The organism is Streptomyces sp. NBC_00726, assembly GCF_045161735.1.
In the GTDB taxonomy this organism is placed as follows: domain Bacteria; phylum Actinomycetota; class Actinomycetes; order Streptomycetales; family Streptomycetaceae; genus Streptomyces.
The window spans coordinates 6,520,312-6,537,028 of the sequence record NZ_CP108983.1; the positions used below are offsets into that span (position 1 = coordinate 6,520,312).

Genomic DNA, 16,717 nt, shown 5'->3' on the forward strand with positions numbered 1-16,717 from the left:
GGCCCCTTCCGCTCCTACGGGAACGCCGGCTGAAGGCCCGCGTACACCCCATGGCGGCCCAGCAGCTCCTGGTGCGTGCCCACCTCCACGATCCGGCCGCCCTCCATCACCACGATGCGGTCGGCGCCCTGGATCGTGGAGAGGCGGTGCGCGACGACGAAGACGGTCCTGCCGTGCACCAGCCGGGACAGCGCCTCCTGCACCAGCGCCTCGGAGCGGTTGTCCAGCGCCGAGGTGGCCTCGTCCAGGACCAGCACCCTCGGATCGCGGATCAGTGCCCGGGCGATCGCGAGCCGCTGCTTCTGGCCCCCCGAGAGCCGGGCGCCGCGCTCACCGACCACCGTGTCCAGGCCCTGGGGCAGCCGGCGGACGAACTCCATCGCGTTGGCGTCCTCCAGGGCGCTCAGCAGCGTCGCCTCGTCGGTGTGCCCGAGGCCGTACGTGACGTTGTCGCGGATGCTGCCCTCGAACAGGATCGACTCCTGCGGCACCACCGAGAGGAACCGCCGGTAGCTGCGCAGATCGAGCCCGGCCATGTCGGTGCCGTCCAGCAGGATGCGCCCCGCGGTGGGCCGGATGAACCCGATGAGCAGATTGAGGACCGTCGACTTGCCCGCCCCCGACGCGCCGACCAGGGCGATCGTCTCACCGGGCCGCGCGGAGAGCGTGAATCCGTCGACGGCCGGCCGCTCGTCCTCGTACGCGAAGGAGACGTCCTCGAATTCGATGCGCCCGGCGACCTGCTCCACCTGCGCCTTGCCCGCGTTGTGCTCCAGGTCGGGTGCCTGGAGCACCTCACCCGCCGAACGCACCGACTCAAGGCCCTTGGTGAGGATCGGGGCGAGCCCGAGCAACGTGGTCACCGAACCGGTCAGGACGGTGAAGAAGGCGCTCAGCATGACGACGTCACCGGCGGTGACGGCCAGCCAGCCGTGGTACGCCACCAGCGCGGACCCGGTCAGACAGAGCACGCCCAGCGTGTTGAGCAGGACCCAGGCCAGCGAGCCGAAGCGGCCGTTGAGCATGTCCAGGCGCAGACCGGCGGCGAACACCTGCCGCAAGGAGCCGTCCACCCGCCCGAGCGCGGTCCGCTCCAGGCCGTGGGCGCGGGTGATGGGGATGAGGGTGGTCATCTCGCCGACCCGGGACGACAGCTGCTCCACCTCGCGCCGGAAGGACTCGTTGTGGCTGCGCAGCCGGCCCCGCAGCTTCATCACGAGGAACCCGGCGGCGGGGACGACGACCAGGAAGACGGGCAGGAACGAGGGGACCCGGATGCCGATGACGACGAGCCCGCCGACCAGCGTCACGACGGCCCCGAGCCCCATGTCGGCGCTCTGCTGCACCATCTGCTCCACGGCTTCGACGTCGCGGACCACCTTGGCCTGGAGCACGCTTGAGCTGACCCGGGCGTGGTAGCCGACGGACAGCTGCTGCATCCGGCGGCAGAGCGCGGAGCGCAGCGTGATGCCCATGCGGCGGATGCTGCCGCCGAGGCAGCGTACGTACCACTGATGGAGCGGGTAGTTGAGGACGAGGATGAACAGCAGGAGGCCGGTAGCCTGCCAGAGCTCGGACTCCGGGCCGTGCTGCACCACCACGTCCAGCACGGTGGCGGTGATCAGGGGCAGCAGCCATATGGGGCTGTGCTTCACGGTGAAGAGGACGACGGCGAGGGCCAGCCGCCCCCGGTCCGGGCGGAAGAGGAGGGCGAGAGTGCGGACCGGGTGTTCGCCGCGGTAACGGTGGTCCAGGTGGTCGAAGGGCGCCAGAGATTCGGCGGAGGGTGGGGATACCGCTTTCTGCATGACACCATCCCAACCCGCGACCGATGCCCGGGGCAACTGTGTTCCACGTACGGGACAGGTGCCCGCGACGGTACGGAAGCGGTCAGCGTACGGGGAGTTCGGCAGGCCGCGGTTCCGGTGCCGGTTCCGCGCGCCGGGGGCGTCCCACCGTGGCGATCGCGCCGGTGACGAGGCCGGCCAGCAGGCCCCAGAACGCCGAGCCGATACCCAGCAGCGTCACGCCCGAAGCGGTGGTCAGGAAGGTGACGACGGCCGCCTCGCGCGACGCCTTGTCGGCGAGCGCGGTGGTCAGCGAGGACTCGATGGTCGCGAGGAGCCCGATCCCCGCGATGGCCATGACGAGTTCGTGCGGCATGGCCGTCAGCAGCGAGGCGACGGTCGCGCCGAGGAGCCCCACGCACAGATAGAAGAACCCCGCCCACACCGCCGCCAGATAGCGCTTGTCACGGTCCGGGTGCGCCTCGTCGCCCGTGCAGATCGCGGCCGTGATGGCGGCGAGGTTGAGCCCGAAGGCCCCGAAGGGCGCCAGCACGGCGTTGGCCGCGCCGGTCCACGTCATCAGCGGGGACACCGGCACGTCGTAACCGGAACCGCGCAGTACGGCGACACCGGGCAGGTTCTGCGAGGCCATGGTCACGACGAACAGCGGCGCGCCGACGCTGACGAGGATCTTCCAGTCGAACTCGGGTGCGGTGAAGACCGGTGTGGCCAGGGAGAGCCGGACCTCCCCGGTCCGCCAGCCCCCGGTGAACAGGGTGGCCGCCACGCCTGCGGCCAGCGCCGGCAGCACCGCGTAACGCGGCAGCAGACGGCGGGCCAGCAGGTAGATCACGAACATCGGGAACGCGACCGCGAAGCTGTGGTGCATGGTGCTGAACAGGCCCATGCCGAACCTCAGCAGCACCCCGGCGAGCAGCGCGGCCGCCAGCGGCACGGGGATGCGGTTCATGACCCGGGCGAACCAGCCCGTGACCCCGCTCACCACGATGAGCAGTGCCGAGAAGATGAACGCGCCGACGGCCTGCGCCATGGACACCCCGCTCAGACCCGTCGTGAGCAGGGCCGCGCCGGGAGTCGACCAGGCGGTCACGACAGGTGCCCGGTGACGCAGCGACAGACCGGCGCAGGTGCAGGCCAGTCCGACGCCGAGCGCCAGCATCCAGGAGGAGACCTCGCGCGCGTCCGCCCCCGCCGCCTTCGCGGCGGTGAAGACCAGCGCGGCGGAGCTGGTGACCCCGACCATGACGGCGATCAGCCCGGCCGCCACGGCGGAGGGAGGTGCGGCCGAACGTATGCGGGTCAACGCGGACATGAGTGTGCCACTTCCGGGAAGCTGCCGGTCGTTCCATATACGGAACGTTCTGTTTGTGGAACACTAGGGACGCGGGCCGGTGCCCGTCAACCGGATGGACGAGCGGGCGGGCGGCGATGGGGCTGAACGAAGACGTGGGGCGCAGACTGCGGGCCCTGCGGACCGGCATGGACGTGTCGCTCTCGGAGCTCGCGCGGCGCTCCGGGGTCGGCAAGGGCACGCTGTCGGAGCTGGAGAGCGGCCGGCGCAACCCCACGCTGGAGACCCTGTACGCCCTCACCACCGCCCTCGGCCGCCCCCTCAGCGCGGTGCTGAGCGACCCGCTGCCGGACGGCGCCCCTTCGGGGCAGCCGGCGGGCGTCTCCGGCAGCGCCGTCACCGCCGTGCTGATTGAGCGGTACGAGGACGGGGAAGCGGTCACCGACGTGTTCCGGGTGACCATTCACGCCGGGGCGGTCCAGCAGTCGGAGGCCCATGTGCCGGGTACGGCCGAGAGCCTGATGGTGCTCGCCGGCACGGCCGTCGTCGGGCGGCCGGACGACCTCAGTACCGTCGGGCCCGGGGCCTCCGCCCGGTGGCGGGCCGACGAGCCCCATGTCTACAGCGCGCCCGACGGCGATGCGCAGGGAATCCTCTTCGTGCGCTGCCCGGTCAGCCCGCGCCGAGGAGATTGACCAGCCGGATGTAGCGGACCCAGTCCCAGTGCGGACCCGGGTCGGTGTGGTCGGTGCCCGGCACCTCGACGTGTCCGAGGATATGCGCCCGGTCCTTGGGAATTCCATGACGGTCGCAGACATTGGCCGTGAGCAGCGCCGACTGCTCGTACATGGAGTCCGTGAAGTACGACGGCTGGTCCACCCACCCCTCGTGCTCGATGCCGATACTGCGGGTGTTGTAGTCCCAGTTCCCCGCGTGCCAGGCGACGTCCTTCTCCCGCACCATCTGATTGACGTACCCGTCGCCCGAGCGCACCACATAGTGCGCGGAGACCTGCTTCGCCGGGTTCTGGAAAATGGACACCGCCTCGGAGAACGTCTCCTGCGTGACATGGATGATGACGTACTGGACGGGGTACGCGGAAGGGCGCGAAGAAGCCGTGTAGTTGGACGCCGAAGCGGGAACCCAGTGTGCCGCCGGGTAGTCCGTGGCACCCGTCGTCGCGGCGGTGGCGCGGACGGAGGCGGGGAGCAGCGCTCCCGCCGCCGCCACCATGGCGCCCTGAAGGATTCTTCTGCGTTCCATGCGAACTCCTGTGGGGGTGAGACGGGCAGGGATACGGAAGGTGTGCCGCCGGGCGTGGGAACCGGCAGGACCGTCCGCTGACCGGAGCGGGCTGTCCGATGTGCGGCCGAGTCGAGTGCGGGCCCCACCGTACGGGCGCCGCGCACGTCGCGGAAGACGGCAGGAACCCCAAATCCTGTCCATTCAAGGGGTGTTCAGGCCAGGCCGACGCGCCGTCAGACGCCCTGAGCCTCCGCCCAGGCGGCCGCCGGGTCGTCGTCGGACGGACCCGCCGGGAACCACTGGCCGTCCTCCTTCCGGTACGGATACCAGCGACCATCCGGTCCGTAGCGGAGCTGGAGGCCGCCGTCCGCCGATGTCCAGCGGCTGCGCTCGGCCCGCAGCCGGGGCGCCTCGTCCTCCTCCCACGCCTCGGCCAGCCGGGTCCTGGCCCGGGCCAGCGCCTCGCCGTCCAGGGGCCGGTCCTCGTCGAGCACGGCGAGCGCGGTCGCCCCACCGTACCGCCAGGCCGCGGCCGCGGCGGGGAGCCCGGCGCGCGTCCTTCCCGCACCGGCCGCCAGCCGGTGGGCGATCCACGGCTCGGGGCGCGCGTCCGCCGCCAGCCTGACCGCGTCCTGGCGCACCGTCAGCGCCTCGGGCACCGGGCGCCCTTCATGACCGGGCGCCAGGGCCTCGGCGAGCATCCGGTGCGCCCGGGCCGCCGCGTCCCGCGCCAGCATCTCCAGCGCCGTCGGGTCCACCCCCGCCTCGGGGTCCGTCTCCGTGTCCAGCGAGGGGGCGTCGCCGGGCTCCCCGGGAAGCCCCGGAGGCGCCGGCAGCGCGGGCAGGATGGCACCGGCGGCATACACCTGCTCCGCCGGTACGCCGGACACGTCCGGGTCCGACGCCGGCTCCTCGGCCTCGGCCGTGACGTCCGGGGCACCCGCCGTCGCCGCGATCCGCTCCTGGAGCCCGTCCAGCAGCATCCGTTCGCCGCGCCCCCGCATCAGCAGCAGCACGAACGGGTCCTGGTCCAGGAGCCGCGCCACCTGGTAGCAGAGGGCGGCCGTGTGCGGGCAGTGGTCCCACGCCTCGCACGTGCACCGCGGTTCCAGATCACCGATCCCCGGAAGCAGATCCATGCCCGCCGCCGCGGCGTCCTCGACCAGGTGCGGCGGCATCTCCCGGTCGAGCAGCGCCGCGATATGCCCCGTCCGCTCGGTCGCCATGCCCAGGAAACGGTCCCACTCCCGCTCGTCCAGCTCCTGGAGCAGCACATCACTGCGATACGTGTTTCCGTCCCGCTCACGCACCACCGCCGTGATCCGGCCGGGCCGTACGGACACGGCACCGACCCCGCCCTCCCGGGCCAGGCGGCGCCCCGCTTTCAGCTGCCGCAGGTCCAGAGCGGTGTCCTCCAGCGCCTTGAGCCACGCCTTTCCCCACCAGGAAGCGGCGAAACCGCGGCCGGGCGCCGGAGGCAGGGCGGCGAAGGTGCGCTCCTGCGCGGCCACCCCCTCCTCCCGCTCGTCGCCACCGTCGGTGAACTCCTCGGCGTCGTATCCGTCGCTCATCGCGTCCCCCCTCGAAGCTCCACCAGATCGGCCAGTTCCGCGTCGCTGAGCTCCGTGAGGGCGCTCTCACCGGACCCCAGCACCGCGTCGGCCAGCCCCTGCTTGCGGGCGAGCATGTCCGCGATCCGGTCCTCGATCGTCCCCTCGGCGATCAGCCGGTGGACCTGCACCGGCTGCGTCTGCCCGATCCGGTACGCGCGATCGGTGGCCTGCGCCTCGACCGCCGGATTCCACCAGCGGTCGAAGTGCACCACATGACCGGCCCTCGTCAGATTGAGGCCAGTGCCGGCGGCCTTCAGCGACAACAGGAACACCGGTGCCTCGCCCGCCTGGAACCGGTTCACCATTTCCTCGCGCGCGGCGACCGGAGTGCCGCCGTGCAGGAACTGCGTGCCGATGCCGCGCGCCGCCAGATGCCGTTCGAGGAGCCGGGCCATTCCGACGTACTGTGTGAACACCAGCACCCCGGCGCCCTCCGCCACCATGGTGTCCAGGAGTTCGTCGAGCAGTTCCAGCTTTCCCGAGCGGCCGGCGATGCGCGGTTCGTCCTCCTTGAGGTACTGCGCCGGATGGTTGCAGATCTGCTTGAGCGAGGTCAGCAGCTTCACCACGAGACCGCGCCTGGACATGCCGTCGGCCTCCGCGATCGCCGCCAGCGTCTCCCGCACCACCGCCCCGTACAGCCCCGCCTGCTCGGGCGTCAGCGACACCGCACGGTCCGTCTCCGTCTTCGGCGGCAGCTCCGGCGCGATGCCGGGGTCCGACTTGCGGCGGCGCAGCAGGAACGGCCGCACCAGCGCGCCCAGCCGCTCGGCCGCCGCCGGGTCCCCGCCCTCCACCGCACGCGCGTACCGGGTACGGAACGTGCCGAGCCGCCCCAGCAGCCCCGGCGTCGTCCAGTCGAGGATCGCCCACAGCTCCGAGAGGTTGTTCTCCACCGGGGTGCCGGTCAGCGCCACCCGCGCCCCGGCACCGATGGTGCGCAGCGCGCGGGCCGTCGCCGAGTACGGGTTCTTCACATGCTGCGCCTCGTCCGCGACCACCATGCCCCACCGAGCGGAGGCGAGCCTCGGCGCGTCCAGCCGCATCGTCCCGTATGTGGTGAGCACGAACCCGTCGGCCGCCAGGTCGTCCAGGGTGCGGGACGCGCCGTGGAAGCGGCGGACCGGGGTGCCGGGGGCGAACTTCTCGATCTCGCGCTGCCAGTTGCCCATCAGCGAGGTCGGGCAGACCACGAGCGTGGGCCCGGCGCCCCCTTCTAGGGTCTGGCGGTGCAGATGCAGCGCGATCAGGGTGATCGTCTTGCCGAGCCCCATGTCGTCGGCGAGGCAGCCGCCGAGCCCGAGCGAGGTCATGGTGTGCAGCCAGTCCAGACCCCGGAGCTGGTAGTCCCGCAGGGTCGCGGCGAGCGCGGCCGGCTGACCGACCGCCGGCCCCCCGCCGCCGTCCTGCCGGGCCGGGTCGGCGACGCGCTCGCGCAGCCGCTCCAGCCAGCCGGTGGCCCGGACCTCGACCCGCCGGCCGTCCACCTCGGCGGACCCGGTCAGCGCCGCGCCCAGCGCGTCGATCGGGGTGACCTTGCGGTCCCGGGTCTCCCGGGCCCGCCGCGCCTCGTCGGGATCGATGAGCACCCACTGGTCGCGCAGCCGCACCAGCGGCCGGCCCGCCTCGGCGAGCCGGTCCAGCTCCGCACGGCTCAGCTGCTGGTCGCCGAGGGCGAACCACCAGTTGAAGGTCAGCAGGGCGTCGGACGACAACAGCGGCCCGGCGTCCGACGCGGTACGCGCGAGACCCCGGGGCGCGCCGTCCTCCGCCTCCTCGCCGTCCGGTCCGATCACCGCGCGCGCCGTGAGCCTGCGGGCAGTCAGCTCCCTGGGCCAGTGCACCTGGACGCCCGTCGCGGCGAGCGCCCGTGCGGCGGGTCCGAGGAGCTCGGTGATCTCCTCGTCGGCCGGCTCCACCGCGTCCGGCACGGCCGCCGAGAGCAGCGGAGTGAGCGTCGGCCAGGCGCGGGCGGCCCGGCGCAGCATCAGCAGGGTGTCCATCCGGGCGCGCGGCCCGAACGCCTCCGCGGCCGGGCCACCGCCCGCCCACACCTCGGCGGCATCGGCGACCACGGCCGGATCGCTGACGCTGTGGATCTGCGGCACCACGCGGAACGAAGGCCCGGCCCCCGGTCCGTCGCCCCGGTCGAGCCCCGCCACCTCCACGCGTAGCGACAGCCGGACACCCGCGTCGTGCCCGGCCGCGACATCGGCGGCCCAGGCCCGGTGAGCGGGCAGGCGCTGCGGTTCCCACGCGGTGAACGCCGGTCCGCCCGCGGCGAGCGGTGCGGCGGGGGTCCGGGGCAGGGAGTCGGCGACCGCGTCGAGGAACGCCCGTACCAGGCGCTCCGGTTCGGGCAGCAACAGGGGCCGGGCCGCCGCGTCGACGGGCGCGGCGTGGGCGGTGGGCGGCATGGAGGCCGCCAGGGTGCGGATCCGCATCAGGTCGTCGGCGGTCAGCGGCCCGGACCGCCAGCTGTCGTGGTCCGTCGCGCTCAGCCCCGGAAGGAGCAGGCCCCGGGCGGCGAACTGAAGGGCGAGCAGCCCCGCCGCGCCCCAGAACGCCACGGCCGCGGAAGCGTGCGCCGCCAACCGTGCGCGCGTGAGCAGGGGCAGCCCGTCGGCGACGGACAGGAGACGCGCCGGCACCTCGTACGGCAGGGCGTCGGGGCCCGCGACCGTCAGCGCGCCGGGCTCGCCGGGGCCTTCGGGCGGGCTGCTGCCGTCGGGGTGCCAGAAGGCGAGGCGACCGGTGCGGGAGGGATCCGAGGGCAGGAAGACCACGGAACAGCCGGCGAGTGCGGAGATTGCAGAGATTACGGAGATTGCGGGGGTTGCGGAGGGGGAGACGGAGGAGGGGCGGTGCACAGCGATGTCAGAGTCCTCAAATTTGACTAGCCGACCGAGGTCGCCGAGGGTACTCCAACTTTTACGCTTCGGGACCGCCCATATGTGTGAGGTGCGCCACGCGGCGGTACGGGCGCGGCTCCCCGGTGCAGTCGGCCCCCCGCTCCGGGAGGGTGCTGGCACCACCATGCCCCGGGTGGTGGCGCCATGGCTCCGCGCACCCCGCGAACCGTACGTTTCCTGAGGTCGGAGCGGATTCGAGACCGGAGACACCATGCCCCAGGCCACCCTTGCCGCAGCGGAACACACGCGTGACGGCGCCCGAAGCCCAGGAAGCGACTTCACGCCCCTGCTGCGTGACGTCAAGGCGCAAGGACTCCTCGAACGGCGCACAGGCTGGTACGCCGCCGGCATCACCGTCAACCTCCTCGCCCTGGCCGCCGTGGTCACCGGCATCGTCCTCCTGGGCGACACCTGGTGGGTGCTGCCGCTCGCCCTGCCCCTGGCGCTCCTCTGGGCCCGCACCTCCTTCGTGGGGCACGACGCGGGGCACGCCCAGATAACCGGCAACCGCGGAGTGAGCCGGGTGATCGGCCTGTTTCACGGCAATCTGCTGCTCGGTATGAACGAGGCGTGGTGGAACGACAAACACGTACGCCACCACGCCAACCCGAACCACATCGACAAGGACCCCGACGTCGGTGTGGGCGCCCTCGTATGGACCCAGAAGCAGGCCGCCCAGCGCGAGGGCTTCGCCCGCTGGCTCACCCGCAACCAGGCCCGGCTCTTCTTCCCGATGCTGCTCCTCGAAGGCATCGCCCTCAAGGTCTCCGGATTCCAGTACCTGAAGCGGCAGCCGCTGCGCGAGCGCGCCCTGTCCGCCCTCCTGCTCACCGCGCACCTGGGCCTCTACGCCACCCTGCTCCTCACCGTGATGTCCCCGGGGAAAGCGGTCGTCTTCGCGCTCGTGCACCATGCCCTCTTCGGACTCCACCTCGGCATGGCCTTCGCCCCGAACCACAAGGGCATGGAGATGCCCGACCCCGACGGGGACCGCTGGGACCATCTGCGGCGCCAGGTCCTCACCTCGCGCAACGTACGCGGAGCGGCCCTCACCGACTGGTTCCTCGGCGGCCTCAACTACCAGATCGAGCACCACCTCTTCCCGAGCATGCCCCGGCCACACCTGCGCCTGGCCCAGCCCATGGTCAAGGCCCACTGCGAGGCCGTCGGCCTGCCGTACACGGAGACCGGACTCGTCGAGTCCTACCGGCAGGCGCTCACCCATATGCACGAGGTCGGTGCGCCGCTGCGGTGACCGGGCGCTCCGCGTACGAGGGAGCGGGAACGAGGAACCGATGAGAGCGCGCGGACGTTCTCATCATCAGAGGCGGCCACGGGCCGCGGAGGAGGTACGGACGATGTCGAACAGCGCCAAGGTCGCCATCGGGGGAGTCGTCGTCGCGGTCGTCCTGATGCCCTTCATCGGGTTCTGGCTGTCCCTGCTCGTGCTTGTCGGAGTCCCCACGCTGGCCTATCTCGCCCTGGACCCCGCCCAGCGCCGACGGCTCCGTAGGATCACACGCAAGGAGATCGGCCGCTGAGGGCCGGCCGCCGGAAGGGACATCCGCCGTGAGTGGCACCGTGACCGCCGTCAGCAGGAACGAGACCTACAGCTTCACCAAGCCGAACCGCGACAGCGTCACCCTGCTCGCCGGCCTCGGGGTGGACGGCGATGTGCACGCGGGCATCACGGTCAAGCACCGCTCCCGCGTCGCCCAGGACCCCACCCAGCCCAACCTGCGCCAGGTCCACCTCATCCATGAGGAGCTGTTCGAGGAGCTCCGTGCGCTGGGCTTCGAGGTGGCACCCGGCGCCATCGGGGAGAACGTCACGACCCGGGGCATCGATCTGCTGGCCCTGCCTGTCGGCACCCTGCTGCATCTCGGCGATGAGGCGGTTGTCGAGGTGACCGGGCTGCGCAATCCGTGCATGCAGATCGAGAACTTCCAGGACGGCCTCCTCAAGCAGGTCGTCGGCCGCGACGAGGCGGGCAACATCGTCCGCAAGGCCGGCATCATGAGCGTCGTCACAGCCGGTGGCGTGGTGCGGCCCGGAGACCCGGTCAGGATCGAGCTCCCCGCCGAGCCGCACCGGCCGCTCGAACGCGTCTGACCCCGTCGGCGGTCAGGACGGGCGTACGGCTATCGCGTCCAGGGCCGTGAGGAGACCGGGCAGCTCGGGCCCGCGCCGGACGGGCAGGATCTCGCCCGGGACCTCGTCCAGGAGCAGGAAGGCGATGTCGTCGGTCCTGGCCACCATCGACCATCCGGGGCCGTCCGCCCGGATCATCCGGGCGTCCCCGGGCGCGAACGAGGACCGGATACGGCCAGGGGGCGGCGGATCGTCCAGATAGCCGCGCGCCTCGGCGAGGGCCCGCCGGACGCCGGGGTGCGGGCCGGGGGCCGGTTGCTGCGGTGTGCCGTCGTCGGGGGTGGGGTCGGGGCCGGCCGCTTCGGTTGCGGGAGCGGTGGTTTCCGAGCCTTCGCTTACGGCCGCCGCGTCGTCCATCTGCTCGCGCCAGGCGGCCCACTGCGAGGCGATGGCGTCCGCGCCCAGGCGGCGCTGGGCGGGCCCCCACACCTCGGTATCGGGAGGCGACAGAGGGGCCGGGTTCTCCCCGTCCGCCTCCGGGTCGGGTTCCGGGTCGTGCGGGGCGGGAACCCCGGGCGCGGCGACGGCCACGGCGAGCGGCCAGCCGGGCAGCGCGCAGACCACCGAGCCGTCGTCCGGCGACAGGTCGTACTCCATACCGCAGTCCCACGAGGCGATCGCCACCGCGACCAGGGACACGTCGTCCACGACGACGGTCCACCGGGCGCCGTCGGAGTCCTGACCCAGGACCAGCCCGTACCCCTCCGCGTACGGCTCAAGCCCCAGCGCCGCACAAGCCGCCGGGTAGTCGTCGCCGAGCACGCTGGGGAACTGCGCGGGTGTCAGCAGGATCGCGGTCAGCACATACAGCGCGTCGTCGGAGACCGCGTCGTCCGTCCCGGTCACTGCGTTCTCCTCGTCCGTCATGGATTCCGTCGGCGCACCCTAACCAGTGGGTAACCCCGCCGTCGAGGCCCTGACAAGGAAGGATGCCCCATGAGCGCGTTCCCCGGTCCGCCCGGATCAGGCATCGGATGCGCAGGACACCGAATATCGCGGTCGTGGGACCCCGCCTCCCGTCAGCACACGTCAACACGTCAACGCGCGTGCGTCGCGCGTACTCACCGTCCCGCTCCCGGACGTAGGCTGGGACACTCGACCTGGACAAGGGGGACGGCGCGGTGAAGCGTTACGACCGGCTGAAGGAGATCCAACGCCTCGATCCCGAGCGGGACTTCCTGGAGATCTACCGGATCACCGTCACCCAGGAGTTCCCCTGGGACATCACCCGCGCCCTCGAACTCGCCCTCTACCGCACCTACGCGGTCCCCAGCATCGGCCGCCTCCTCGCCGACACAGCGGAACTGACGGACCGTACGCAGAAGAGGTACGACGACACCGCACTCCTCCTGGACACCGTGGTCGAGCACGGCTTCGACAGCGATCCGGGGCGCACCGCCCTGCGCCGCATCAACCGGATGCACGCCGCCTACGACATCGGCAACGACGACATGCGCTACGTCCTGTGCACCTTCGTCGTCACCCCGAAGCGGTGGCTCGACGCCTACGGCTGGCGCCGGCTCTGCGACCACGAACTGCGCGCGTTCGCCACGTACTACAGGACGCTCGGCGCCCGCATGGGGATCAAGGACCTGCCGCAGACGTACGAGGACTTCGAGCGCATCCTCGACGCCTACGAGGCCGCGCACTTCGGCTGGGACGAGAGCGCCCGCTCGGTCTCCGACGCCACGCTGGACCTGATGGCGTCCTGGTACCCGCGCCCCCTCGCACCGCTGGTACGCGGCGCGAGCCTCACCCTCCTGGACGACTCGCTGCTGCGCACCTTCCGCTACGAGCGCCCGGCGCCCCTGGCCCGAAGCCTCACCCGGGGCGCGCTGCGGCTGCGCGCCCGCGCCGTACGCCTGCTGCCGCCGCGCACCACACCGCACTACGCACGGCAGAACCCCGAGATCAAGGGCTACCCGGACGGTTACGAGGTGGCGGACCTGGGAACGTTCCCCACCCCCGGGGTGCGCGGCTGCCCGGTCCGTGACCTCACGCCCTAGGCTCCTGGACCGGCGCGGCGCAGCTGCGCCAGCTCCTCGTTCATCGCCTGGAGAAAGCGGATCACGATACGCAGCTCGTCGTCGGCGAACTGTCTGCGCGCCGCTTCCGTGCCCGTCGCCAGCGGCTTGAAGAAGTCACGGGCCACATGTTTGGCGGCGGCCGCGTAGTGAAGATGCACCACACGCCGGTCGCCGCTGTCCCGTACCCGCCGGATGTGCCCCGCGCGTTCCAGCCGGTCCAGACACGCGGTCACCGCCCCCGAGGTGAGATTCAGCTGTTCCCGCAGCCGCCCCGGTGTCATGGCGCGACCGCCCTCGCCCCGGTCCGCGTCGAGGATGGCGACCAGGGCCTGCATGTCCGTCGGGTGCAGCCCCTGGGCCTGGGCGAATTCATGTGCGATGCGATTGAACTCGCCGTTCATGCGGCGCAGCAGCACAGCGAACGACTGGAGGCTCGTGGGCCCGTCGTCCGTGCCTCTGTCCGGGCTCTCGTCTGTGGTGCGCATGCCCCTACAGTAATATCTCTTGATCATTGAGATAATGAATGGCTGAGATACTTCGTCATCCGTGTCATGTGTCGATCCCTGAGGAAGCAATGAAGCCCCCACCGAGGCACCGCGTCGTCCGCTGGCTCGTGCCTGTAGCGCTGCTCGTCGTCTGGCTCGGAATCGGCGGGGCACTCGGCCCGTACGCCGGCAAGCTCGGCGAGGTGGCGACCAACGACCGGGCGGCGTTCCTGCCGCGCAGCGCCGAGTCGACCAGGGTCGCGGACGAGCAGAAGGCGTTCCAGCGGTCCGGGACCGTGCCCGCGATCGTCGTCTGGACCGGCGGCGACGGGGGCCTCCCGGACGGCGCCCGCGCGTCCGCGACCCGCGCGCTGGCCTCCCTGGCCGGGCAGCCCGGCGTGGTCGGCACGCCGTCACCCGCGCTGCCGTCCGAGGACGGCGAGGCCCTGTCGGGCGTCGTACAGCTGCGTTCCGATCTCGGCGACGAGCTCCCGGACACCCTGGACCGGGTGCGCGACGCCGCGGGTTCGGTGGCGGGCACGAGCGCCGAGATCGCCGGACCCGCGGCCACCCAGGCCGACCTCAAGGACGCGTTCGCCGGGATCGACGGGCTGCTGCTGGGAGTGGCCCTCGCCGCCGTCCTCGTGATCCTGCTGCTGGTCTACCGCAGTGTGCTGCTGCCCTTCCTGATCATCATCAGCGCCGTCTTCGCCCTCGCACTGGCCTGCGCCATCGTCTACGTCCTCGCGGACCACGACGTCGTCCTCGTGGACGGCCAGGTCCAGGGCATCCTGTCGATCCTGGTGATCGGCGCGGCCACCGACTACGCGCTTCTGCTGACCGCACGTTTCCGGGAGGAGCTGGCGGTCCACGGCGACCGGACGACAGCCGCCCGCGCGGCCCTCCACCGCTCCTTCGGTGCCATCGTCGCGAGCGCCGCCACCGTGGCGCTCGGGCTGCTCGCGCTGCTGCTCAGCGACCTGACGAACACCCGGGCGCTGGGGCCCGTCGGCGCGATCGGCATCGTCTGCGCGGTGCTCAGCACCATGACCTTCCTGCCCGCCGTGCTGGTGCTGTGCGGGCGCGCGGCCTACTGGCCGGCCAAGCCGCGCCCCGTGGACGAGGCGGCCGGCGGGCACGGGATCTGGCGCCGGGTCGCCGCGCGCGTCGACGGGTCCCCGCGCAAGGTGTGGCTCTCCTGCGCGGTCGTCCTGGTCGCCTGCGCCGCGTTCGCCCCCACCCTGAAGTCCCACGGCGTCCCGCTGGACGAGATCTTCGTGAACGACGCCCCCTCCGTCTCCGCCCAGGCCACGCTGAGCAAGCACTTCCCGGGCGGCTCCGGAAACCCGGCCGTCGTCATCGCCGACGCCGACAGCGCCGACGAGGTGACCGAGGCCGCCGAGGCGACACCCGGGGTGGCCTCCGCCGCACCCGTCACGGCCTCGGGCCGGCCCGGCGGCGGCAAGCCGCTCGTGGTCGACGGCCGGGTGCGCGTCGACGTCACCCTGAAGGACGCGGCGGACAGCGACGCGGCGACGGAGACCGTCAAGCGTCTGCGTAACGCCGTCCATGCCGTACCAGGCGCGGACGCGCTCGTCGGCGGTTACACCGCACAGCAGTACGACACCCAGCGCACGGCCGAGCGCGACCGGGACATCATCGTTCCGGTGGTGCTCGTCATCATCCTGCTGATCCTGATGGGCCTGCTGCGGTCGGTCCTGGTGCCGGTGCTGCTGGTGGCCACCGTCGGCCTCAACTTCCTGGCGACCCTCGGTGTCTCGGCCCTGGTCTTCAAGCACGCCTTCGGCTTCAGCGGTACGGACGCCTCGGTGCCGCTGTACGGATTCGTGTTCCTGGTGGCCCTCGGCGTCGACTACAACATCTTCCTGATGTCACGGGTCCGCGAGGAGGCGCTGGAACACGGGGCACGGCAGGGCATGCTGAGGGGCCTGGTGAGCACCGGCGGCGTCATCACTTCGGCGGGCGTGGTGCTGGCGGCCACCTTCGCCGCGCTGATCGTGATCCCGCTCGCCTTCCTCGCGCAGATCGCGTTCATCGTGGCCTTCGGCGTCCTGTTGGACACACTGGTGGTGCGGTCGCTGCTGGCACCCGCGCTGGTCGTGGACATCGGCCCCGGGGCGTGGTGGCCGAGCGCCATCAGCCGTACCCCGCGCGAAGGGGAGCCGTCGTACTCCGGCTGACGGCCGCCCGGACGCAGCCGGCCCGGCCGCCGCGGACGCGGAGCCGGGCCGGTGGGGCGGTCACCCTCAGACGTTCACGCCGAAGTCCTTCGCGATACCCGCCAGGCCGGAGGCGTAACCCTGGCCGACCGCACGGAACTTCCACTCGCCGCCGTGCCGGTACAGCTCGCCGAACACCATCGCGGTCTCCGTCGAGGCGTCCTCGCTGAGGTCGTAGCGGGCGAGCTCCACACCGTTGGCCTGGTTCACGACGCGGATGAACGCGTTGCGCACCTGGCCGAAACTCTGCCCCCGGCTCTGCGCGTCATGGATGGAGACCGGGAAGACTATCTTCGCGATGTCGGCGGGGACCGCCGACAGGTTCACGTTGATGGACTCGTCGTCGCCCTCGCCCTCACCCGTCAGGTTGTCCCCGGTGTGCTGGACGGAGCCGTCCGGGCTGTTGAGGTTGTTGTAGAAGACGAAGTGCAGGTCGGAGACCACCTTTCCGTGCTCCGCGCACAGCAGCGCACTGGCGTCGAGGTCGTAGTCGGCCCCGGTCGTCGTGCGTACGTCCCAGCCCAGGCCGACCGTCACCGCGGTCAGGCCGGGCGCCTCCTTCGACAAGGAGACGTTGCCGCCCTTGGCCAGGGTCACACCCATGAACTTCCTCCAATGATCCAGTGGTTCACCGACCACGCCCCGCACGTTCCAGCCGGCCGCGGTCCGGCCGTCGCCCGGAACGGACGACGGCTGTCCCCTCACTCTTCAGGAAACGCGAGGATTTGCCCAGGGGCGCGGGTGGCGTCCCGCCCGATTCATCGCAGGGCGGGCGGGGAAGACGCCCTTTGCCCCACTGGCTTCCGGCGTCTTCCGGTCAATGTTTCCGGTGACCCTGTGGGGAGAGGGGATCGGACTGACGATGGTCAGGTCCGGGGCGCACGAAGTCATCGCACGTCACGACCAGAAAACCGCACAACTGCACGACCGTACGGGTGTCGCCGG

14 protein-coding genes are annotated in these 16,717 nt (G+C 71.8%); 6 read left to right on the forward strand and 8 right to left on the reverse strand.

What is annotated here, in order from left to right; genetic code table 11:
- Positions 1–14: 14 nt before the first annotated feature.
- Positions 15–1,808 carry an ABC transporter ATP-binding protein gene (locus OG338_RS28900; protein WP_405940163.1) on the reverse strand — a complete coding sequence of 598 codons (1,794 nt, stop codon included), beginning with the start codon at positions 1,806–1,808 and terminating at the stop codon, positions 15–17.
- An 82-nt stretch (positions 1,809–1,890) separates the two neighbouring features.
- Positions 1,891–3,120 (reverse strand): benzoate/H(+) symporter BenE family transporter, encoded by a 1,230-nt coding sequence (locus OG338_RS28905; protein ID WP_405940164.1) that lies wholly within the window; start codon positions 3,118–3,120, stop codon positions 1,891–1,893.
- A 116-nt stretch (positions 3,121–3,236) separates the two neighbouring features.
- Between OG338_RS28905 and OG338_RS28910 the strand changes: the two genes are divergently transcribed.
- The gene (locus OG338_RS28910; protein ID WP_405940165.1) at positions 3,237–3,794 is read left to right on the forward strand and encodes a helix-turn-helix domain-containing protein; all 558 of its coding nucleotides are present in this window, start codon (positions 3,237–3,239) and stop codon (positions 3,792–3,794) included.
- On the opposite strand, the gene OG338_RS28915 is transcribed toward OG338_RS28910, so the two are convergent.
- The 3 genes from OG338_RS28915 to OG338_RS28925 form a co-directional block, all read right to left on the reverse strand.
- Positions 3,772–4,362 carry an N-acetylmuramoyl-L-alanine amidase gene (locus OG338_RS28915; RefSeq protein WP_405940166.1) on the reverse strand — a complete coding sequence of 197 codons (591 nt, stop codon included), beginning with the start codon at positions 4,360–4,362 and terminating at the stop codon, positions 3,772–3,774. The genes OG338_RS28910 and OG338_RS28915 overlap by 23 nt on opposite strands.
- A 215-nt stretch (positions 4,363–4,577) precedes the next feature.
- Entirely contained in the window at positions 4,578–5,915 is a 1,338-nt protein-coding gene (locus tag OG338_RS28920; RefSeq protein WP_405940167.1) for an SWF or SNF family helicase, read from the reverse strand.
- On the reverse strand, positions 5,912–8,827 hold the full coding sequence (locus OG338_RS28925; RefSeq protein WP_405940168.1) for an SNF2-related protein: 2,916 nt from the start codon (positions 8,825–8,827) through the stop codon (positions 5,912–5,914). Before OG338_RS28925 ends, OG338_RS28920 begins: the two co-directional genes overlap by 4 nt.
- A gap of 253 nt (positions 8,828–9,080) precedes the next feature.
- Here OG338_RS28925 and OG338_RS28930 point away from each other — a divergent pair, with 253 nt between their 5' ends.
- The 3 genes from OG338_RS28930 to OG338_RS28940 all read left to right on the forward strand — a co-directional run bounded on the left by OG338_RS28930 (position 9,081) and on the right by OG338_RS28940 (position 10,981).
- On the forward strand, positions 9,081–10,124 hold the full coding sequence (locus tag OG338_RS28930) for a fatty acid desaturase family protein (protein WP_405940169.1): 1,044 nt from the start codon (positions 9,081–9,083) through the stop codon (positions 10,122–10,124).
- Positions 10,125–10,227: 103 nt separating this feature from the next.
- The gene (locus OG338_RS28935) at positions 10,228–10,410 is read left to right on the forward strand and encodes a hypothetical protein (RefSeq protein WP_018105018.1); all 183 of its coding nucleotides are present in this window, start codon (positions 10,228–10,230) and stop codon (positions 10,408–10,410) included.
- Between the two features lie 28 nt (positions 10,411–10,438).
- Positions 10,439–10,981, forward strand: a complete 543-nt coding sequence (locus OG338_RS28940; RefSeq protein WP_405940170.1) for an MOSC domain-containing protein — start codon at positions 10,439–10,441, stop codon at positions 10,979–10,981.
- A 12-nt stretch (positions 10,982–10,993) separates the two neighbouring features.
- Here the strand turns inward: OG338_RS28940 and OG338_RS28945 are convergent, their stop codons facing one another.
- Positions 10,994–11,866 carry a hypothetical protein gene (locus OG338_RS28945; protein ID WP_405940171.1) on the reverse strand — a complete coding sequence of 291 codons (873 nt, stop codon included), beginning with the start codon at positions 11,864–11,866 and terminating at the stop codon, positions 10,994–10,996.
- 275 nt (positions 11,867–12,141) lie between these two features.
- Here OG338_RS28945 and OG338_RS28950 point away from each other — a divergent pair, with 275 nt between their 5' ends.
- The gene (locus OG338_RS28950) at positions 12,142–13,026 is read left to right on the forward strand and encodes an oxygenase MpaB family protein (protein WP_405940172.1); all 885 of its coding nucleotides are present in this window, start codon (positions 12,142–12,144) and stop codon (positions 13,024–13,026) included.
- Here the strand turns inward: OG338_RS28950 and OG338_RS28955 are convergent.
- Positions 13,023–13,532 carry a MarR family winged helix-turn-helix transcriptional regulator gene (locus tag OG338_RS28955; RefSeq protein ID WP_405940173.1) on the reverse strand — a complete coding sequence of 170 codons (510 nt, stop codon included), beginning with the start codon at positions 13,530–13,532 and terminating at the stop codon, positions 13,023–13,025. The two genes, OG338_RS28950 and OG338_RS28955, sit on opposite strands and share 4 nt — an antisense overlap.
- A gap of 89 nt (positions 13,533–13,621) precedes the next feature.
- Between OG338_RS28955 and OG338_RS28960 the strand changes: the two genes are divergently transcribed.
- A complete protein-coding gene (locus OG338_RS28960) occupies positions 13,622–15,733 on the forward strand; it encodes an MMPL family transporter (protein WP_405940174.1) in 2,112 nt (703 codons plus the stop codon).
- Positions 15,734–15,799: 66 nt separating this feature from the next.
- Here OG338_RS28960 and OG338_RS28965 read toward each other — a convergent pair whose 3' ends face one another.
- Positions 15,800–16,375, reverse strand: coding sequence for a TerD family protein (locus tag OG338_RS28965; protein ID WP_405940175.1), 576 nt, complete (start codon positions 16,373–16,375; stop codon positions 15,800–15,802).
- Between the last annotated feature and the right edge of the window lie 342 nt (positions 16,376–16,717).

What these genes read in the sequence shown, in the direction of transcription:
- OG338_RS28900 (WP_405940163.1), bottom strand. Translation starts at nt 1,808, where the DNA reads ATGCAGAAAGCGGTATCCCCACCCTCCGCCGAATCTCTGGCGCCCTTC.
- OG338_RS28905 (WP_405940164.1), bottom strand. Translation starts at nt 3,120, where the DNA reads ATGTCCGCGTTGACCCGCATACGTTCGGCCGCACCTCCCTCCGCCGTG.
- OG338_RS28910 (WP_405940165.1), top strand. Translation starts at nt 3,237, where the DNA reads ATGGGGCTGAACGAAGACGTGGGGCGCAGACTGCGGGCCCTGCGGACC.
- OG338_RS28915 (WP_405940166.1), bottom strand. Translation starts at nt 4,362, where the DNA reads ATGGAACGCAGAAGAATCCTTCAGGGCGCCATGGTGGCGGCGGCGGGA.
- OG338_RS28920 (WP_405940167.1), bottom strand. Translation starts at nt 5,915, where the DNA reads ATGAGCGACGGATACGACGCCGAGGAGTTCACCGACGGTGGCGACGAG.
- OG338_RS28930 (WP_405940169.1), top strand. Translation starts at nt 9,081, where the DNA reads ATGCCCCAGGCCACCCTTGCCGCAGCGGAACACACGCGTGACGGCGCC.
- OG338_RS28935 (WP_018105018.1), top strand. Translation starts at nt 10,228, where the DNA reads ATGTCGAACAGCGCCAAGGTCGCCATCGGGGGAGTCGTCGTCGCGGTC.
- OG338_RS28955 (WP_405940173.1), bottom strand. Translation starts at nt 13,532, where the DNA reads ATGCGCACCACAGACGAGAGCCCGGACAGAGGCACGGACGACGGGCCC.
- OG338_RS28960 (WP_405940174.1), top strand. Translation starts at nt 13,622, where the DNA reads ATGAAGCCCCCACCGAGGCACCGCGTCGTCCGCTGGCTCGTGCCTGTA.
- OG338_RS28965 (WP_405940175.1), bottom strand. Translation starts at nt 16,375, where the DNA reads ATGGGTGTGACCCTGGCCAAGGGCGGCAACGTCTCCTTGTCGAAGGAG.